At 34.5% G+C, this 16,895-nt stretch carries 16 protein-coding genes; all 16 read left to right on the forward strand.

All coding sequences use genetic code 11. The features are described from left to right. Positions 1-137 precede the first annotated feature (137 nt). Positions 138-818 carry a GNAT family N-acetyltransferase gene (locus tag CQ058_RS21810; RefSeq protein ID WP_002125110.1) on the forward strand — a complete coding sequence of 227 codons (681 nt, stop codon included), beginning with the start codon at positions 138-140 and terminating at the stop codon, positions 816-818. A gap of 307 nt (positions 819-1,125) precedes the next feature. Further along, a complete protein-coding gene (locus CQ058_RS21815; RefSeq protein WP_105589982.1) occupies positions 1,126-1,692 on the forward strand; it encodes a glycerol-3-phosphate responsive antiterminator in 567 nt (188 codons plus the stop codon). Next, complete coding sequence (locus CQ058_RS21820; RefSeq protein WP_002188235.1) at positions 1,689-2,786, forward strand: ABC transporter ATP-binding protein; 1,098 nt, start codon at positions 1,689-1,691, stop codon at positions 2,784-2,786. The genes CQ058_RS21815 and CQ058_RS21820 overlap by 4 nt, the downstream gene beginning before the upstream one ends. Then, on the forward strand, positions 2,786-3,718 hold the full coding sequence (locus tag CQ058_RS21825) for a carbohydrate ABC transporter permease (protein ID WP_002125116.1): 933 nt from the start codon (positions 2,786-2,788) through the stop codon (positions 3,716-3,718). Before CQ058_RS21820 ends, CQ058_RS21825 begins: the two co-directional genes overlap by 1 nt. Continuing rightward, positions 3,715-4,536, forward strand: coding sequence for a carbohydrate ABC transporter permease (locus CQ058_RS21830; RefSeq protein WP_002125118.1), 822 nt, complete (start codon positions 3,715-3,717; stop codon positions 4,534-4,536). Before CQ058_RS21825 ends, CQ058_RS21830 begins: the two co-directional genes overlap by 4 nt. Positions 4,537-4,563: 27 nt before the next feature. Continuing rightward, the gene (locus CQ058_RS21835) at positions 4,564-5,940 is read left to right on the forward strand and encodes an ABC transporter substrate-binding protein (protein ID WP_002188237.1); all 1,377 of its coding nucleotides are present in this window, start codon (positions 4,564-4,566) and stop codon (positions 5,938-5,940) included. 407 nt (positions 5,941-6,347) lie between these two features. After that, entirely contained in the window at positions 6,348-7,094 is a 747-nt protein-coding gene (locus CQ058_RS21840) for a metallophosphoesterase family protein (protein ID WP_002188238.1), read from the forward strand. Positions 7,095-7,213: 119 nt separating this feature from the next. Next, positions 7,214-7,885, forward strand: a complete 672-nt coding sequence (locus CQ058_RS21845) for a response regulator transcription factor (RefSeq protein WP_002091066.1) — start codon at positions 7,214-7,216, stop codon at positions 7,883-7,885. A gap of 11 nt (positions 7,886-7,896) precedes the next feature. Further along, on the forward strand, positions 7,897-9,135 hold the full coding sequence (locus tag CQ058_RS21850; RefSeq protein ID WP_002188239.1) for a sensor histidine kinase: 1,239 nt from the start codon (positions 7,897-7,899) through the stop codon (positions 9,133-9,135). 234 nt (positions 9,136-9,369) lie between these two features. After that, on the forward strand, positions 9,370-10,191 hold the full coding sequence (locus CQ058_RS21855) for a hypothetical protein (protein WP_002188240.1): 822 nt from the start codon (positions 9,370-9,372) through the stop codon (positions 10,189-10,191). Positions 10,192-10,234: 43 nt separating this feature from the next. Continuing rightward, positions 10,235-10,963: a C39 family peptidase gene (locus CQ058_RS21860; protein ID WP_002188241.1), complete on the forward strand. Its 729-nt coding sequence runs from the start codon at positions 10,235-10,237 to the stop codon at positions 10,961-10,963. 18 nt (positions 10,964-10,981) lie between these two features. Further along, positions 10,982-11,509 (forward strand): GrpB family protein, encoded by a 528-nt coding sequence (locus tag CQ058_RS21865; RefSeq protein ID WP_002188242.1) that lies wholly within the window; start codon positions 10,982-10,984, stop codon positions 11,507-11,509. Positions 11,510-11,817: 308 nt separating this feature from the next. Continuing rightward, a complete protein-coding gene (locus CQ058_RS21870; RefSeq protein ID WP_002188243.1) occupies positions 11,818-13,422 on the forward strand; it encodes a sensor histidine kinase in 1,605 nt (534 codons plus the stop codon). Next, positions 13,419-14,126: a response regulator gene (locus CQ058_RS21875; RefSeq protein WP_002188244.1), complete on the forward strand. Its 708-nt coding sequence runs from the start codon at positions 13,419-13,421 to the stop codon at positions 14,124-14,126. The genes CQ058_RS21870 and CQ058_RS21875 overlap by 4 nt, the downstream gene beginning before the upstream one ends. 122 nt (positions 14,127-14,248) lie before the next feature. Next, positions 14,249-15,595, forward strand: coding sequence for a 2-hydroxycarboxylate transporter family protein (locus CQ058_RS21880; protein WP_002125134.1), 1,347 nt, complete (start codon positions 14,249-14,251; stop codon positions 15,593-15,595). Positions 15,596-15,654: 59 nt separating this feature from the next. Further along, the gene (locus CQ058_RS21885; RefSeq protein WP_002188246.1) at positions 15,655-16,857 is read left to right on the forward strand and encodes an NAD(P)-dependent malic enzyme; all 1,203 of its coding nucleotides are present in this window, start codon (positions 15,655-15,657) and stop codon (positions 16,855-16,857) included. Positions 16,858-16,895 lie beyond the last annotated feature (38 nt).

Raw genomic sequence — 16,895 nt, forward strand, 5'->3', positions numbered from 1 at the left:
CATTTAGATAGACAGAATGAAGAAGTCATTTTAGTATGATGGATTCAGTAATGTGTATTTAAATGGGATTTTTGTTTTGAAAAAATGGATGGATGCTATATCGAGAAGGCTACAAATAGTAATTAAGGAGGGTATAAATGCGATTTTCAGAACTTGAGTTAATAGCAATTCAGGCAGAAGTTTTATTTGTTCATAATCAAGTAGGAAGAATAAAGTGTGTAAATGAAAATGGAAATCTGAAAGCACCACGTTTTTTTCTTAGCAGAACTCGTGAAGGCAATATAACGAGGTATCATTATAAACTGCATGGTGAAATGATAAGTAAGATTGAGAAATTAATTCGAGAATGCTCAAATCACATTGAGATAGCAAAGATCATTAAAGTATTAAATGAAGAGAGAACGGTGGAGAATATTTGGGTGGGTCCTGCTTTCATGTTCCCTAATAATTTACATAAGCCAACTAGAACAATACAAATAACAGAGAAGAATAAAGAGCTTTTGCGAGAAAATTTTTCTAATCTAATAGAACAGATGGAATGGAGGCGACCTTATTTTGCAATTGTAAAAAATGAAAAGGTAGTTTCTATATGTTGCAGTGCCAGAAGTACGCCCGTAGCTGCTGAGGCAAGTGTGGAAACTTTAGTGGAGTTTCAAGGGAATGGATATGGTGCTGATGTCGTTACAGCCTGGGCACTATCAATACAAGAGGAAAAGCGCATTCCGCTTTATAGTACTTCTTGGGATAACTTTGCTTCGCAAGCAGTGGCGAGAAAACTAAAACTCATTAACTATGGAATGAATTTACATATTGATTGAATTTTAAACATTGTTGTGTTCTGTTGGGATTTATTCGTATATCTAGATTATTGTAAAAGTAATATGGTGAATATTAACATTCGATTAACATCTAATTAACAATTTATCAAAACTGACTTAATAAATGCGTAATATAGTAAAGGTAACAAAATACCTAGGGTAGAGAACATTTGAGAACACCCGCTTACATATAACGTGCCGCTTTCTTAAGTGTGCTCTATTCCCTAGAGTTCAAATAAGGAGAAAGGTGTTCTATGTAAGTAGGTGTTTTTAGTTTGGATAAAAATAGAAAAGCTAGGTGGAATGAATGTTTGAAGAACCTTATATTGCGATGATAAAGGATTGGAAAGGGTACAAAACATACAAAAAATTACCGAAAACAGTTTTTCTTATGACTGGTTCAATGCTGGAGTTACCAGAGCGTGTATATGAACTACAGAAACATGGACACGATGTATTTCTTCATTGTGATTTTATACAAGGCTTAAATACGAACACAGAGGAAGCACTTTTATATATTCAAGATGTTATCGGAGCACAAGGTATTATTTCGACAAAGGGATCGACAATTCGAAATGCCAATAAAATTGGATTGAAAACGATTCAACGCATTTTTATTGTTGATACTTTATCTCTTACAAAATCAATTGAAAATTGTAAAACGACTAAACCGAATGCAGTAGAGATTATGCCTGGCATTATGCCTTCTATTATTAAACAGCTAGCGGAGGAAATAAAATTCCCTATTATTGCAGGTGGGCTGATTCAAACGCGAGAGGATGCAGAAATCGCAATTCGTGCAGGAGCAAGTGCAATTTCAACGAGTCATTATGAAGTGTGGATACAAGAAGAAAAAAGGAGTGCAACCTTGTGATTGAATTGAAAAATGTTTCAAAGGTATATAAAAATGCGGAAGAGACAGCAGTTAAAGACGTATCAGTTCATATTAAAAGAGGAGAATTTTTTGTTTTAGTTGGACCTTCGGGATGTGGAAAAAGTACATTATTACGAATGCTGGCTGGTTTAGAAGAAATTTCTTCGGGAGATTTAATTATTAATGAACATGTTGCAAATGATTTAGAGCCGAAAGACCGTAATCTATCAATGGTATTTCAAAATTATGCATTATATCCACACCTAACTGTAGAAGAAAATATTTTATTTGGACTTAAGGTAAGGAAGGTACAAAAAGAAGAGCGACAAAAGCGATTAATGGAAGCTATTGAAATGGTAGGACTGAAAGAGTATGTGAAAATGAAACCGGGCCAATTATCAGGCGGGCAAAGACAGCGTGTTGCACTTGCTAGGGCCATTGTCAGTCAAGCACCGATTTGTTTAATGGATGAACCACTTTCGAATTTAGATGCGAAATTACGTGCCCAGATGAGGATTGAAATTAGAGAAATTCAGCAACGATTAGGAATTACGATGATTTACGTTACTCACGATCAAATAGAAGCAATGACTATGGGAGATCGTATTATGGTTTTAAATAAAGGAAGTATACAACAAGTTGGAACACCGCTTGATATATATAACGAACCAGCAAACGAATTTGTTGCAAGTTTTATAGGTTCTCCTTCTATGAATATAAATGATGGGGAAGTGGATAAAGAAAAAGGCATATTACATATAGGGCAATTGCAAATTCCATTATCTATTGGACAGTTAAAGCAATTACCAGAAGGAATAATTCGAATCGGCATGCGTCCTGAGCATATTGCATTGTCTGAGGAAGGACAAGAAGTTACGCTGCAATCTGTAGAAGTATTAGGGAATGAATCTATATTAAACTTTGCGGTAAATAGAACAACTTGGAGTGCGAAAGTCATCGGACAGTTACTCCTGAACAAAGGTGACAAAGTAAAATTATTATTCTCGCAAGAAAAACTATGCTTCTTTCACCAAAATACGAATGAACGATTAAAAGTGGTGGCTGAAGAAGAGTTGAAAGTGGTGGCGAAATAATGATTGAAGTAGGTAAGTTACCAGTTCAAACAACAGTGTCAAAAAAGAAGAGTTTATGGGGCAGAACGAAAGATTTAAGAATAGGATTATTGTTTTTGGCGCCATCTATTTTGTTATTTTCAATTTTTCTTTTCTATCCATTGTTTAGGACGATCTACTATAGCTTTTATTTAACAGATATACACGGAGAAGCTAATCTTTTCGTTGGCTTAGAAAATTATCAATATTTATTTTCGGATCCTGCTTTCTATAAAAGTATAAAGTCAACTTTATTATTTGTTTTATATACAGTGCCTACTAGTATTGTATTCGCCTTATTTCTTGCATTAATTGCAAATGAAAAAGTAAGAGGGATCGGGTTATTCCGAGTACTGTTTTCTTCAACGATGGGAATATCAGTAGCTGCTAGTGCAGTGATTTGGCTATTTTTATTTCATCCAAGTGTAGGGTTATTTAATAATATATTAGCCTCTATGAATCTTCCGGCAATCGCATGGTTAACGAGTCCAGACTGGGCACTGTTTTCTGTATCGGTTACAACGGTTTGGGTGAATACAGGATTTGCATTTTTAGTTATATTAGGTGGTTTACAAAATATTGATACGTCTTTATATGAGAGTGCATCTATAGATGGTGCTAGTTATTTACATAAGCTTCGCCGCGTCACATTACCGATGCTATCACCAACTTTATTTTTTATCGTGACAGTAACGTTAATTAGTGCATTCCAAAGCTTTGGACAAATTGATATTTTAACGCACGGTGGACCGAATGATGCAACGAATTTAATTGTGTACTCGATTTATAAAGAGGCATTTGTAAATCATCAATTTGGAACAGCAAGTGCACAAGCGATGGTATTATTTATTTTCATTTTTATTGCTACATTGATTCAATTTAAGTTTGCTGAGAGAAAGGTGCATTATAAATGATCGTTAAACAGTGGAAACAAAATTTCCTATTATACATGCTGCTCATTATTAGTGCAGTAATGGTGTTTTTTCCTGTACTGTATGCGTTTTTAATAAGCTTTATGACACCAGACGATATTCAAATGAGAAGGTTATTTCCAACTCAATTTACTTTTGATAATTTCATTAATATTTTTCAAAAAGTACCTCTTTTTACATACTTATATAACAGTTTAATTGTATCGACAGTTGTTATGCTTGGACAACTTATCGTATCCAGTTTAGCAGCTTATGCTTTTGTTTTTCTTCAGTTTAAAGGTAGAAACTTAATTTTCTTCTTGTTTATTTCAACAATGCTTATTCCGTGGGAAGCAACGATGGTACCGAACTTTTTAACGATTCAAAACTTCGGATGGATTAATAGTTTTGCTGGGATGACGGTGCCGTTTTTTGCAACAGCTTTCGGTATTTTCTTACTACGTCAACATTTTATGACACTTCCGAATGAACTGAAAGAAGCTGCTTTTATTGAAGGGATTGGAAATGTAAGGTTTTTATTCAGTGTTGTAATTCCGTATTGTAAAACGAGTTTTATTACGCTTGGAGTATATAGCTTTTTAACAACGTGGAATATGTATTTGTGGCCGCTCTTAGTAACCACTGATGAAAAAGTAAGAACGGTTCAAATTGGTGTAAAGCAGCTTCAATCTCAAGAAGTTGCAACTGATTGGGGCAGTGTAATGGCCGGTGTTACGGTTATCGTCATTCCAACGTTGATTTTACTATTTTTAGGGCAAAAGCAATTACAAAAAGGATTAACAAAAGGTGCAATTAAATAAGCATACATAGGAAAAGGTGGGATTGAGATGAGTTTATTGAAAAAAAGTGCTGCTCTTTTAATGGCAGCCACAATGGCATTAACCGGCGCAGCTTGTTCAAATAGTAAAACAGAGGGGAAACCTGAAGCACAGGCAAAAGTAGCTCCAGTTGAAAAGAATGGTGATAAAACTGTAATTCGTTTCTGGCATGCAATGGGTGGAAAAACACAAGGTGTACTAGATGGGCTTGTTGCAGACTATAATAAGTCGCAGAATAAATACGAGATAAAGGCAGAGTTCCAAGGAACATACGAAGAGTCTTTAACGAAATTTAAAACGATGTCTGCAACGAAAGAAGCGCCAGCTCTTGTTCAATCGAGTGAAATTACAACGAAGTATATGATTGATAGCAAAAAGATTACGCCTATCGATAGCTGGATTAAAAAAGATAAGTACGATACATCAAAATTAGAAAAAGCAATTACGAACTATTATTCAATTGATGAAAAAATGTATTCTATGCCGTTTAATTCATCTACACCAGTATTAATTTATAATAAGGATGCTTTCGCGAAGGCTGGATTAGATCCAGAGAAAGCTCCGCAAACATATGATGAGTTAAAAGAAGCGGCGAAAAAGTTAACGATTAAAGAAGGCGGAAATGTAAAGCAGTATGGATTTTCAATGCTGAATTATGGTTGGTTCTTTGAAGAGTTGTTAGCGACACAAGGTGCTTTATATGTAGATAACGAAAACGGCCGTAAAGATGCTGCAAAGAAGGCGGTATTTAACGGAAAAGAAGGTCAAAAAGTATTTGGGATGTTAGATGAATTAAATAAAGCTGGTGCACTTGGAAAGTATGGAGCAAGTTGGGATGATATTCGTGCTGCGTTCCAGTCTGGACAAGTTGCTATGTATTTAGATTCTTCAGCTGGTGTTCGTGATTTAATTGATGCATCTAAGTTTAATGTAGGCGTTTCGTATATTCCGTATCCAGAAGATTCGAAACAAAATGGTGTTGTTATTGGCGGTGCATCATTATGGATGACGAATATGGTTTCAGAAGAAACGCAGCAAGGTGCTTGGGACTTTATGAAATATTTAACGAAGCCAGATGTACAAGCAAAATGGCATACTGCAACAGGATATTTCTCAATTAATCCAGATGCATATAATGAGCCGTTAGTAAAAGAGCAGTATGAAAAGTATCCGCAGTTAAAAGTAACGGTAGAGCAATTACAAGCAACGAAGCAATCTCCAGCAACTCAAGGTGCATTAATTAGTGTATTCCCAGAATCAAGAGATGCAGTCGTAAAAGCATTAGAAGCAATGTATGACGGGAAAAATAGTAAAGAAGCGTTAGATGAAGCTGCAAAAGCAACAGATAGAGCAATTAGTATTTCAGCTCGTACGAGTCAAAAATAAGAGAAAGCCGCATCCTTTTTCAGGATGCGGCTTTCTTTATTGGGAGATAAGGGATCAAAGAAATGATGAAGTCTTATCTCTTTTATATGAGTAAAGGGTCTAGAATGAATTTTGTCTTTTTCATTATTTGTTTAACTCCATTGCAACTTGTTTCCCATTTACAAAAACCTCTGCCACCGCTACTACAACTTCCATCACTTTTTTCATATCTCATCTCTCCTTGTTTTTTGTTTCATTTCTTACTTTTAGTATAAGGAAATGCAGTAATTGCAACCATCGAATTGGATGACAAGAGACTTACATTGTTGTAAGGATAATAGTTTTAGTTTGTAATAAATGTGATTCAGAAGTTTCTGTCGTTTTGAATTATAATTAGAAAGAGAATGGTTTAGAAAGAAGGGGAAGAAATGAAGAGAATACTTGTTATTAGTGATATTCATGGAGAAATAGAAAAGTTCGAACAATTATTGGAAGAAGCTCACTACGATGCAAAACAGGATCAACTAATTTTGTTGGGGGATTATGTAGATCGTGGTCCAAATGCGCGTGCAGTAATTGAAAAGGTAAAAGAGTTAAAAGAAGCGGGAGCCCTCGTTCTAAAGGGCAATCATGAAGATATGATGATTAAGGCGTTAACGACAGATGAGGAACGTTCATGGAACCATTGGGTAAAAAGGAATGGTGGGGATAAAACGTTATATAGCTATGGATTTGTAGAAGAAGACATTGCGGTTAATGAGGAAAACTTCCAAAAACCGATTTTACAATCTCATATATTAGAGGAACATGTAACGTTTATTCAAGAATTAGATCATTACATTGAAACAGAAGAGTATATCTTTGTACATGCTGGTGTTGAGCCGATGAATCGAGTTTCTGAATCAGAACCATATACATTAATGTGGATCCGTAATGAATTTCATAATGGATATAGCGGCGAAAAGGTTGTTGTATTTGGCCATACGGAAACAAAAACGCTTCATGGTAGTGAGAATTGCGGAGTGTATTTTGGTAGTAATCGTATTATTGGAATTGATGGCGGGGCTGTGTATGGTGGTCAGTTAAATTGTTTGGAGTTGCCAAGTAAAAAGGTATATGTAGTAAAAAATTTAAGAAAGAGCCTTTATAATAAAGGTTCAAAATTTTATATCTAGCAAAACTTTAGAAGGAAATAGTTGAAAATGAAATTACATAATATGATTACATTATTTCGTTATGAAGAGAAGAGATGCAATAATAAAGAGAGTTGAAATAGATTGTGGAAGGTGAGAATATGCGCTTACTTGTAGTAGAAGATAATGCCTCGTTATTAGAGTCTATCGTACAAATTTTACGTGATGAATTTGAAGTGGATACGGCAATGAATGGGGAAGACGGCTTGTTTTTGGCGCTGCAAAACATTTATGATGCAATTTTGCTTGATGTGATGATGCCAGAAATGGACGGATTTGAAGTGATTCAAAAAATACGTGATGAAAAGATTGAAACGCCAGTCCTGTTTTTGACAGCGAGGGATTCTTTAGAAGATCGAGTGAAAGGATTGGACTTTGGTGGAGATGATTATATTGTTAAACCGTTTCAGGCCCCTGAATTAAAAGCGAGAATTCGTGCATTACTACGCAGAAGTGGTAGTTTAACAACACAGCAGACCATTCGCTATAAAGGGATTGAATTGTTCGGAAAAGATAAAGACATTCAAGTAGATGGACAAGGTATTAAGCTGACATTAAAACAATATGAGCTACTAGAGTATCTCATTCAAAATAGCGGAAAGATTTTAATGCGTGAACAAATTTTTGATCGTGTTTGGGGATTTGATTCTGATACGACAGTAGCAATTGTAGAAGTGTATGTACATCATTTACGTAAAAAATTAGAACCATTCGGTTATCAGAAAGATATTCAAACCGTTCGTGGTATTGGATATATATTAAAAGAACAATGAGAAAGGGAAGCATGTTTCAAAAGACACGTATTCGTCTAACTATATTGAATTCGTTAGTATTTATCCTATTAATAGGTGTATTAGGTAGTATTATTTATTCGTACACATACAAGCGTACTTATAATGAAGTGGATCAATCTATAAAAATGATAACTCAGTATAGAGAAAAATTTGATGTTAAAATGCCACCACCAAGAAAACGTATAGAGAATATCAAAATTCGAGACCCACGGATAACTATAATAACTTGGAATGGAAAAATAGTGGAGATAGAAGGCGATAACCATAAATTTCGCTCTAACTTTGAAGGGGATTTGGAAAAGTTTTCTCCAAAAAAGGTAGGGGATTTGCAAGATATTGAAGTGCAAGGACGATATTTTAGAACGTTTGCGTTTCAAGAAGATGGAAAAATAGTTCAAATTGTACGTGATACAACAGCTGAAGAAGAAATGATAAATACTTTATTTTTAATTCTCGTTATAGGTTGCAGCATAGGAAGTCTATGTGCAATAGGAATCGGCTTTTTCCTAGCGGGTAGAGCACTCATACCTATTCAAAATTCATGGGAGAAACAGCAGCAATTCGTTTCTGATGCATCGCATGAATTAAGAACACCGCTTGCAGTTATTCAATCAAAAACGGATGTATTATTCCAGTCCCCATCCGCTACGATAGAAGAAAAAGCCGTGGATATCTCTACAATTTCAAAAGAATGTAGGCGGCTATCGAAACTCGTTAGCAATTTATTGTTGTTAGCACGTTCGGATTCTAATCAAATTGAGATGGAAAAGAAAACATTTGAACTGGATAAGTTGTTAGAAGAAATTATAAATCCATATAAAGAAATTGCCTCTTATCAAGAAAAAGCGATGATATTAAAAGTAGAACGTGATATAACGTTTATGGGTGATAGAGAGAGAATCCATCAAATGATGGTCATATTGTTAGATAATGCGATGAAGTATACGAATGAAGATGGGCATATTCAAATTGATTGCACACAAACGAGTAATTCAATTCGTATACGGGTGAAAGATAATGGGATAGGAGTTAAAGAAGAAGATATTCCAAATTTATTTGATCGTTTTTATCAAGGAGACAAAGCAAGAAGTATGTCAGAAGGAGCTGGGTTAGGTCTTTCAATCGCTAATTGGATTGTAGAAAAGCATTATGGAAAAATATCGGTAGAGAGCAAATGGGGAGAAGGAACTTGTTTTGAAGTGATTTTCCCTAAAAATCAAAGAATATAAGTGAGAAGACGATCTTGTTTTTACAAGGTCGTCTTTTTTTTAAGGGAAAGTTAAGAAACAACTTGTATCATGTATTACATCATGGAAACTTGTGATGGAAAGAAAAGATGTAAGTTTTTTTGAATGAACTGGATAAATCATAAGGTTATTTCTAACAGAGATGAAGTTTATGTATAGTATAAAAAAATTTATGGGAAAGCTGGAAAAAGAAAGCGTGAGAGGGAGGAAGAAGTCTTGAAAAAGAAAATGATGACGGTATTCACTATTGGAGTAATGAGTTTAAGTATATTAGGGGGTGCCTCCCCTTCTGGAATGACAAAAGGAAAGACAGATTACACGCAGCGTAGTAAAGAACAATTAAATGATGGGAAAATACATGCAATGCATACGGAAGAAAAAGCGGAAAAGTTAGGCATTGAAACGGAGGGGAAAGAACAAATTACGTTAGAAAAAGAAATTCATGAGACGGAAGTAGGAAGAGAAGCTAATCAATTGGGTATCTCGGCAGAAGGGAAAGATGTTGGAATTCTTTCAGAAGAAATTTATGAAACAAAAGTGAGGCAAGAAGCGTTGAAACTAGGAATATCTATAGAGAATACGTCGATTGTGAGTTTAATTGATCAAATTAATAAGATTAAAATTAATAATGAAGCAGAAAAGCTTGGTGTTTCAACTGAAGGAAAAGAAATAGAAGAGATTGAGGAAGAAATCTATGGAACGAAAGTTAGAGAAGAAGCAGAAAAGCTAGGTATTGCTCAACAAGGAAAAGAGATGGAAGAGTTAGCACAAGAAGTGTACGAACAAAAAGTACAGGAAGAAGCAAAAAAATATCATATTGATTTATATGGCAAAGATATATATCAAGTATTAAGAGAAATAAATGAGCAAAAGGTAATAGAAATAGCAGATGAGCTAGGTATGGATAAAACGAATTTGAAGATTCAAGATTTAGCGGAGAAGATAAATCTTGAACAACCTGAAAAGGGAAAAGAGCTTAAGTTTGTTCCTATGGTTCAAACAGATGCTGATGCGTTTTATTCGTATTTAACGAATTAAAAAGGGCGTGAGAGTGATACGAAAATGGAAGTGGTATATATGTATGGCCTTACTATGTATAGGGGTATGGGGTGCATATACAAATGGAATTACAAAGTATGTAGAGAAAGTAAAGGGGTTACTATTTTCAAGTGTACAAAGTCAAAAACGAATAGAGTTTAGTAATAACGATGAAAAAGTCATGTTATCAAATGTGCCTTTAATTCAGCAATTACCAGAGTTAGATAGAGGCTGCGAAGTAACAAGTTTAGCGATGATGTTACAATACGCAGGTGTTTCTGTAGATAAGATGAAATTAGCGAGTGACATCAAAAAGGTAAATTTTTTAGATGATGGTGTAAGAGGAAATCCGAATGAAGGCTTTGTTGGGAACATTTATACGTTTTCTGAATCGGGATATGGTGTATATCATGGACCACTTTTTCAATTAGCGAAAAAATATTTACCGAATGAAGCTGTGGACTTAACAGGGAAGAGTGTTGAAGAACTTTATAAGAGTGTAAGTAATGGGCAACCGGTAGTAATGATTACGAATGCAACATATGCACCGCTAGATGAGGATGAATTCACTATATGGGAAACAAATGGTGGAGATGTTTCTATTACTTATAATGAACATTGTGTTGTTCTTGTTGGATATGATAAGGAGTCTGTATATATTCAAGATCCACTTAATGAAAGCCCGAATATCAGTGTATCGAGAGAAGATTTTGAAAAGGCGTGGGTACAGATGGGGAGTCAGGCAATTAGTTATGTGAAAAGCTCAAAATAAATTAGGGGGAAAAGGAGTATGGACCTAGGGATAACGGGTGACGAAATTAAGTTAGTGAGTTATACAGATGAGTGGAAAAATGAGTTTTCTAAAGTGAAACATGAGATACAAGAAAATATGCATATAGAAGCGGATCGTATAGAACACATTGGCAGTACGGCTATTGAAGGTATGGTATCCAAACCAATTATAGATATATTAGTAGCTGTAGATGATTTAAATACAGTAAGTAAATCTATTATAGATGGTTTTAAATCTATAGGATTTTTACGATTAAAGGTGGAACGACCTGGTGAGATTATCTTTGCAAAGTTTACTGATTCTACTTTTCAAAAACGCACACATTATATTCATTTAGTAGAGTATGAAAAGGGGATTTGGAATAATTTAATCTTTTTTAGAGATTATTTGAATGCAAACGAGGAAGCAAAGGGAGAGTATATAAATTTAAAATTAGATTATGCTAAGAAGCATTCAGCGGGGATAAAGAATTACACGGATCATAAAGAAAGTTTTGTGAAAGGTATTTTTAAGAAGCGAAAGTGATATGAAACAAGAGAACTTCTATATGGGGTTCTCTTATTTTGTAATTTAATCTTTTTAAAAATAACTAAATATGCAAAAATGCATAATTGAGCAAAATAATACATGTTATTATTATGTATTGTTTTCTAAGTTGTTGAAATAACGAAGAGTGCAGCGGCTGTAGAAAAATAAGTTAATTTGATGGAAGAAGAAAAGAACTACAAGCAATGACTAGTAAATTTAAAGTATAATAACAGCAAATAAGTAAGGTGAAAATAATATCACCTTACTTATTTTTCTATTCAGTAATTAGGGGAGTCATTAACGGGATGAAAAAAAGAAAAAGACTATGGAATTTATGGAAAACGATTACATTGTTAGTTTGTACAGTTGTAATTTTTTCTTTACTTGTGACAGATATATTAATTAGTCATAATGTAGAACGGACAACGGAGGAAAGCCAAGCAGAGAAAGCGAAAACAATTGCACACATTGTGGCGAATGATTCAGTTGTAATCAATGGTTTGATTGGGAAAGCAGATACTTCAGCAATCCAAACGTATACAAATAGAATATTAAAAAATACAGGTGTTCAATTTATTGTAGTTATGGATATGGATGGAATAAGAAAATCTCATCCAAATCCTCAAAAAATAGGTCATCATTTTATTGGGGGAGATGAAGGACCTGCATTGAAAGGGAAGGAACATGTATCGCTAGCAGAAGGAACTTTAGGTATTTCAATGCGAGTGTTTGTACCAATATTTTCTGAAACAGGTGAACAGCTTGGAGCAGTAGCTGTCGGTATTTCAGCAGATAATGTAAAAGAAAGAGTTAAGCAAAGTAGACATATTATTTATATTGGTGTCGGAGTTGGAGTATTAGTTGGGATTATAGGAGCAATATTGCTAGCTAGACATATAAAAAAAAGTTTATTTGGTCTTGAGCCGCATAGGATAGCAAAAATTCTTGAAGAAAGAAATACGATGTTGCTTTCGGTGAAAGAAGGTATTATTGCTGTAGATAAAGAGGCGAATGTAACTTTAATAAATAATGAGGCAAAACGATTATTTAAGAAAAGTGGACTTGAAGAAGACTTTATTGGTAAAGATGTTGAATTGTATATGCCAAATTCACGTATAAAAGAAGTGTTGCAAACAGGCGAGGTACAATTAAACGAAGAACAAAATATTTACGGGATTACGATTGTCACAAATCGTGTTCCTTTATATGTAAAAGGAGAAATAGTTGGCGCGATCGCAACATTTCGTGATAAAACAGAAATTAGAAAATTAGCAGAGGAACTAACTGGTATTAGGCTATATGCGGAAGCGTTACGGGCACAATCTCATGAATTTATGAATAAAATGCATGTCGTATTAGGGCTAACACATATGAAACAGTATGAAGAATTGCAGAAATATGTAAGTAGTATGGTATCAGAGCATCAATATGAAATTGGTGGGGTTATGAAAAGAATAAAAAGTCCAGTATTTGCTGGTTTTTTACTAGGTAAACTTAGCTATGCTAGGGAGAAAAATATAAAGTTAATTATAAGTGAAGATTCTTACTTGCCGGAAATATATGATGAAAGTATTACTCATGAACTTATTACGATTGTAGGGAACTTAATAGATAATGCATTAGAGGCAGTGATACATTGCAAAAAGAAACAAGTTGAAGTTGGGATACAATATCAGAATGCATTAACTATCACAGTACAAGATACGGGGAAAGGTATAGAAGAAGACGCAGTGGATGCATTATTTACAAAAGGTTATTCCACAAAAGGGGATAATCGCGGTTATGGTTTGTATCTTGTAAAAGAAAGTATACAGCGAATAAATGGGGAGATTCACATTTCCTCCTTATTAGGAGAGGGAACAACGATAACAATTGAAATACCTAAAGGTAGGGATGAGAAGCAAATATGATTAAAGTTTTAATTGTAGAAGATGATCCGATGGTTGCGATGTTAAATACGCATTATTTAGAGCAAGTGGGAGGATTTGAACTTGTTCATGCAGCTAAATCAGTAAAAGAGGCGATAGAAGTATTAGAGAAATCACGAGTAGATTTAGTATTACTTGATATTTTTATGCCTGAAGAGACTGGATTTGAGCTGTTAATGTATATTCGGAATCAAGAAAAAGAAATTGATATTATGATGATTTCAGCTGTACATGATATGGTGAGTATTAAAAAGGCATTACAATATGGCGTAGTAGATTATTTAATTAAACCATTTACATTTGAACGATTTAAAGAGGCATTAACTGTATATCGAGAAAAACTTACTTTTATGAAAGAACAACAAAAAATTAGTCAATCGGAATTAGATTCATTAATTTTGCAAAAAGAAAAAAGAGAATCTTTTGTTAATAAAGAACTTCCAAAGGGATTAACGAAGCAAACATTGCAATTAATTTGGAAGAAAATCGAATCACTTAATGGACAAGCATTTACAACTGATGAAATGGCGCAATTAGTAGGGGTTTCGAGAGTTTCTATTCGAAAGTATGTAATGTTTTTGACTGAAATCGGAGTATTAGAGAATGAAATGGTGTATCAAAATGTGGGAAGACCGGTGAGTAAATTAAGGTGTATTGACCGGAATAAAATAGACTTTTACGTATAAGCGGCTTATTATAAGTCGCTTATACTTTTTTTAATTACAAAACCAATTACAAAACTTACAAAAACTATTTTTACTATTGAAAGCGTTTTAATATTGTTATTAAGAAAACAAGGGGGTGCCATATGGGAATTCAAAAAAATGTGGAAGCGGTATCATTTTCTGAAGGCAATGAATTGAAAAGTGAATCTTTCGCTTCTAAAATTATGAACGTTAAAATCGGTGTTATACCTTTACCGTTATATGTAGTATTGGCTGCTATTATTTATGGAGCATCTGTATATAATAAATTACCAGCAGATATGATTGGTGGTTTTGCAGTTATTATGATCATGGGTATTTTCTTAGGTGATATTGGAATGAGAATTCCAATATTAAAAAATATCGGTGGTCCAGCAATTCTCTCATTATTTATTCCATCGTTACTTGTATTTTTTAACTGGATGAATCCAGCTTCAATGGAAGCTGCGACTATGTTAATGAAAAAATCGAACTTTTTATATTTATATATTTCTTGTTTAGTAGTTGGAAGTATTTTGGGAATGAACCGTAAAGTGTTAGTGCAGGGTTTCGTTCGTATGTTTATTCCTTTAGTAGTAGGAACGTTAGCTTCTGTAGCAGTGGGCTTATTAGTCGGTTCACTATTTGGATTTGAAATGAAGCAGACATTTTTCTTTATCATCGTACCAATTGTGAGTGGTGGTATCGGAGAAGGGATTTTACCATTGTCGCTAGCTTATAGTGATATTTTAAATGAATCATCAGCAACGTTTGTATCACAGCTTATTCCGGCAGCTATTATTGGGAATATGTTTGCAATCGTGAGTGCAGGGTATATGAAGCGTTTAGGTGAGAAGAGACCTGAGCTTAGTGGTAACGGTGTATTAGTAAAAACAGACAATCAAGCAGATTTATTAAAGGAGCAAAATACAGAAAAACCAATTGATTTCTCATTAATGGGAGCAGGATTATTGATTGCATGTACATTCTTTATTTTCGGAGGATTCGCTTCTAAGTTTATCGGTATTCCAGGAGCAATCATTATGATTTTTTCAGCGGCAATTGTGAAGTACTTTAATCTAATGCCAGCAAAAATGGAGCAAGGAGCATTCCATTTATATAAATTCATTTCAAAGAATTTAACATGGCCATTAATGGTCGGTTTAGGATTGCTATATATTCCGTTAAAAGACGTAGCAGCAGTTCTTTCGGTAGGATATGTTGTTGTGTGCGCATCGGTTGTTCTTACAATGGTAGCGTCAGGTTTTCTTGTAGGGAAAGTGATGAAAATGTATCCAGTTGAATCAGCGATTGTAACTGGATGTCATAGTGGTTTAGGTGGAACTGGAGATGTTGCTATTTTATCAGCTTCAAATCGTATGGAATTAATGCCGTTCGCACAAATTTCAACGCGTTTAGGTGGGGCTGCAATGGTCGTAACAGCGACAATTTTATTAAAAATGTTTTCATGATCAAACAAGCTAGCTATATTCATATAGCTAGCTTGTCAAATTAAGGGGAGATTATAAGTATGTTAGAAAAACAAATTAATGAAAGATCATTGTTATTGCATAAAGAATTAGTAGGGAAAATTGAAATTACAAGTAAAGTAGAAGTGAATACAGCGGACGATTTAAGTTTGACTTATACACCGGGGGTAGCAGAGTCTTGTAAAGCAATTGCGGCAGATGAGGAAACAGCTTATGACTATACAGCACGTGGTAATATGGTTGCAGTTGTTTCAGATGGAACTGCAGTACTTGGTTTAGGGAATATTGGACCGAAAGCGGCTATGCCTGTTATGGAAGGGAAAAGTATTTTATTTAAGAAATTTGCGAATGTAGATGCTTTCCCGTTATGTTTAGGGACGACTGATGTGGATGAAATCGTTACCCTTGTTAAAAATTTAGAGCCTACATTTGCAGGAATTAATTTAGAAGATATTGCAGCACCACGCTGTTTTGAAATTGAAAGACGATTAAAAGAAGAAACGAATATTCCTGTATTTCATGATGATCAGCATGGGACGGCTATTGTCGTTTTAGCAGCTGTTATTAATGCACTAAAAGTTGTAAGTAAACAAATGAATGATGTGAAAATTGTTATTAACGGTGCGGGTTCGGCAGGAATTGCAATTGGAAAATTATTATTAAAAGCTGGCGCAAAATACATTACGTTAGTTAGTTTAGAAGGTATTGTTTGTGAAGGTGAAACATGGATGAACGAAGCGCAAATCGAAGTTTCAAAGAAGACAAATCGAGAATATGTACGTGGAACATTAAAGGAAGCGATTCATCAAGCTGATATTTTCATCGGTGTATCTGCTCCAAACGTATTAACGAAAGAACTTATACAGACGATGAACGAGAAACAAATTGTTTTTGCAATGGCGAATCCAATCCCAGAAATATTCCCAGAGGACGCATTAGCAGCTGGAGCTGCTGTAGTTGGAACTGGTCGTTCTGATTATTCAAATCAAGTAAATAATGTATTAGCGTTCCCTGGTATATTCCGTGGTGCATTAGACGTACGCGCGACTGATATTACAGAAGAGATGAAATTAGCAGCAGCATATGGGATCGCTAACATAATTACGGACGAAGAGCGTAATGCGAATTATGTAATTCCAAATCCATTAGATAAAAGAGTTGTTCCAAGTGTTGCAGAAGTAGTAGCGAAAGCAGCCATTGATTCAGGTGTGGCACAGATTACGAAAATGCCAAGTTATAAATAGTCAAAAGCAGCGCCTTAAAAAGGCACTGCTTTTTTTGA

The organism is Bacillus sp. MYb56 (assembly GCF_002976445.1).
Classification (GTDB): Bacteria; Bacillota; Bacilli; order Bacillales; family Bacillaceae_G; genus Bacillus_A; species Bacillus_A mycoides.

Bases quoted from the DNA above. Each gene is read 5' to 3' on its own strand.
- CQ058_RS21810 (WP_002125110.1), top strand. From the start codon at position 138: ATGCGATTTTCAGAACTTGAGTTAATAGCAATTCAGGCAGAAGTTTTA.
- CQ058_RS21815 (WP_105589982.1), top strand. From the start codon at position 1,126: ATGTTTGAAGAACCTTATATTGCGATGATAAAGGATTGGAAAGGGTAC.
- CQ058_RS21825 (WP_002125116.1), top strand. From the start codon at position 2,786: ATGATTGAAGTAGGTAAGTTACCAGTTCAAACAACAGTGTCAAAAAAG.
- CQ058_RS21830 (WP_002125118.1), top strand. From the start codon at position 3,715: ATGATCGTTAAACAGTGGAAACAAAATTTCCTATTATACATGCTGCTC.
- CQ058_RS21835 (WP_002188237.1), top strand. From the start codon at position 4,564: ATGAGTTTATTGAAAAAAAGTGCTGCTCTTTTAATGGCAGCCACAATG.
- CQ058_RS21840 (WP_002188238.1), top strand. From the start codon at position 6,348: ATGAAGAGAATACTTGTTATTAGTGATATTCATGGAGAAATAGAAAAG.
- CQ058_RS21845 (WP_002091066.1), top strand. From the start codon at position 7,214: ATGCGCTTACTTGTAGTAGAAGATAATGCCTCGTTATTAGAGTCTATC.
- CQ058_RS21850 (WP_002188239.1), top strand. From the start codon at position 7,897: ATGTTTCAAAAGACACGTATTCGTCTAACTATATTGAATTCGTTAGTA.
- CQ058_RS21860 (WP_002188241.1), top strand. From the start codon at position 10,235: ATGGCCTTACTATGTATAGGGGTATGGGGTGCATATACAAATGGAATT.
- CQ058_RS21865 (WP_002188242.1), top strand. From the start codon at position 10,982: ATGGACCTAGGGATAACGGGTGACGAAATTAAGTTAGTGAGTTATACA.
- CQ058_RS21870 (WP_002188243.1), top strand. From the start codon at position 11,818: ATGAAAAAAAGAAAAAGACTATGGAATTTATGGAAAACGATTACATTG.
- CQ058_RS21875 (WP_002188244.1), top strand. From the start codon at position 13,419: ATGATTAAAGTTTTAATTGTAGAAGATGATCCGATGGTTGCGATGTTA.
- CQ058_RS21880 (WP_002125134.1), top strand. From the start codon at position 14,249: ATGGGAATTCAAAAAAATGTGGAAGCGGTATCATTTTCTGAAGGCAAT.
- CQ058_RS21885 (WP_002188246.1), top strand. From the start codon at position 15,655: ATGTTAGAAAAACAAATTAATGAAAGATCATTGTTATTGCATAAAGAA.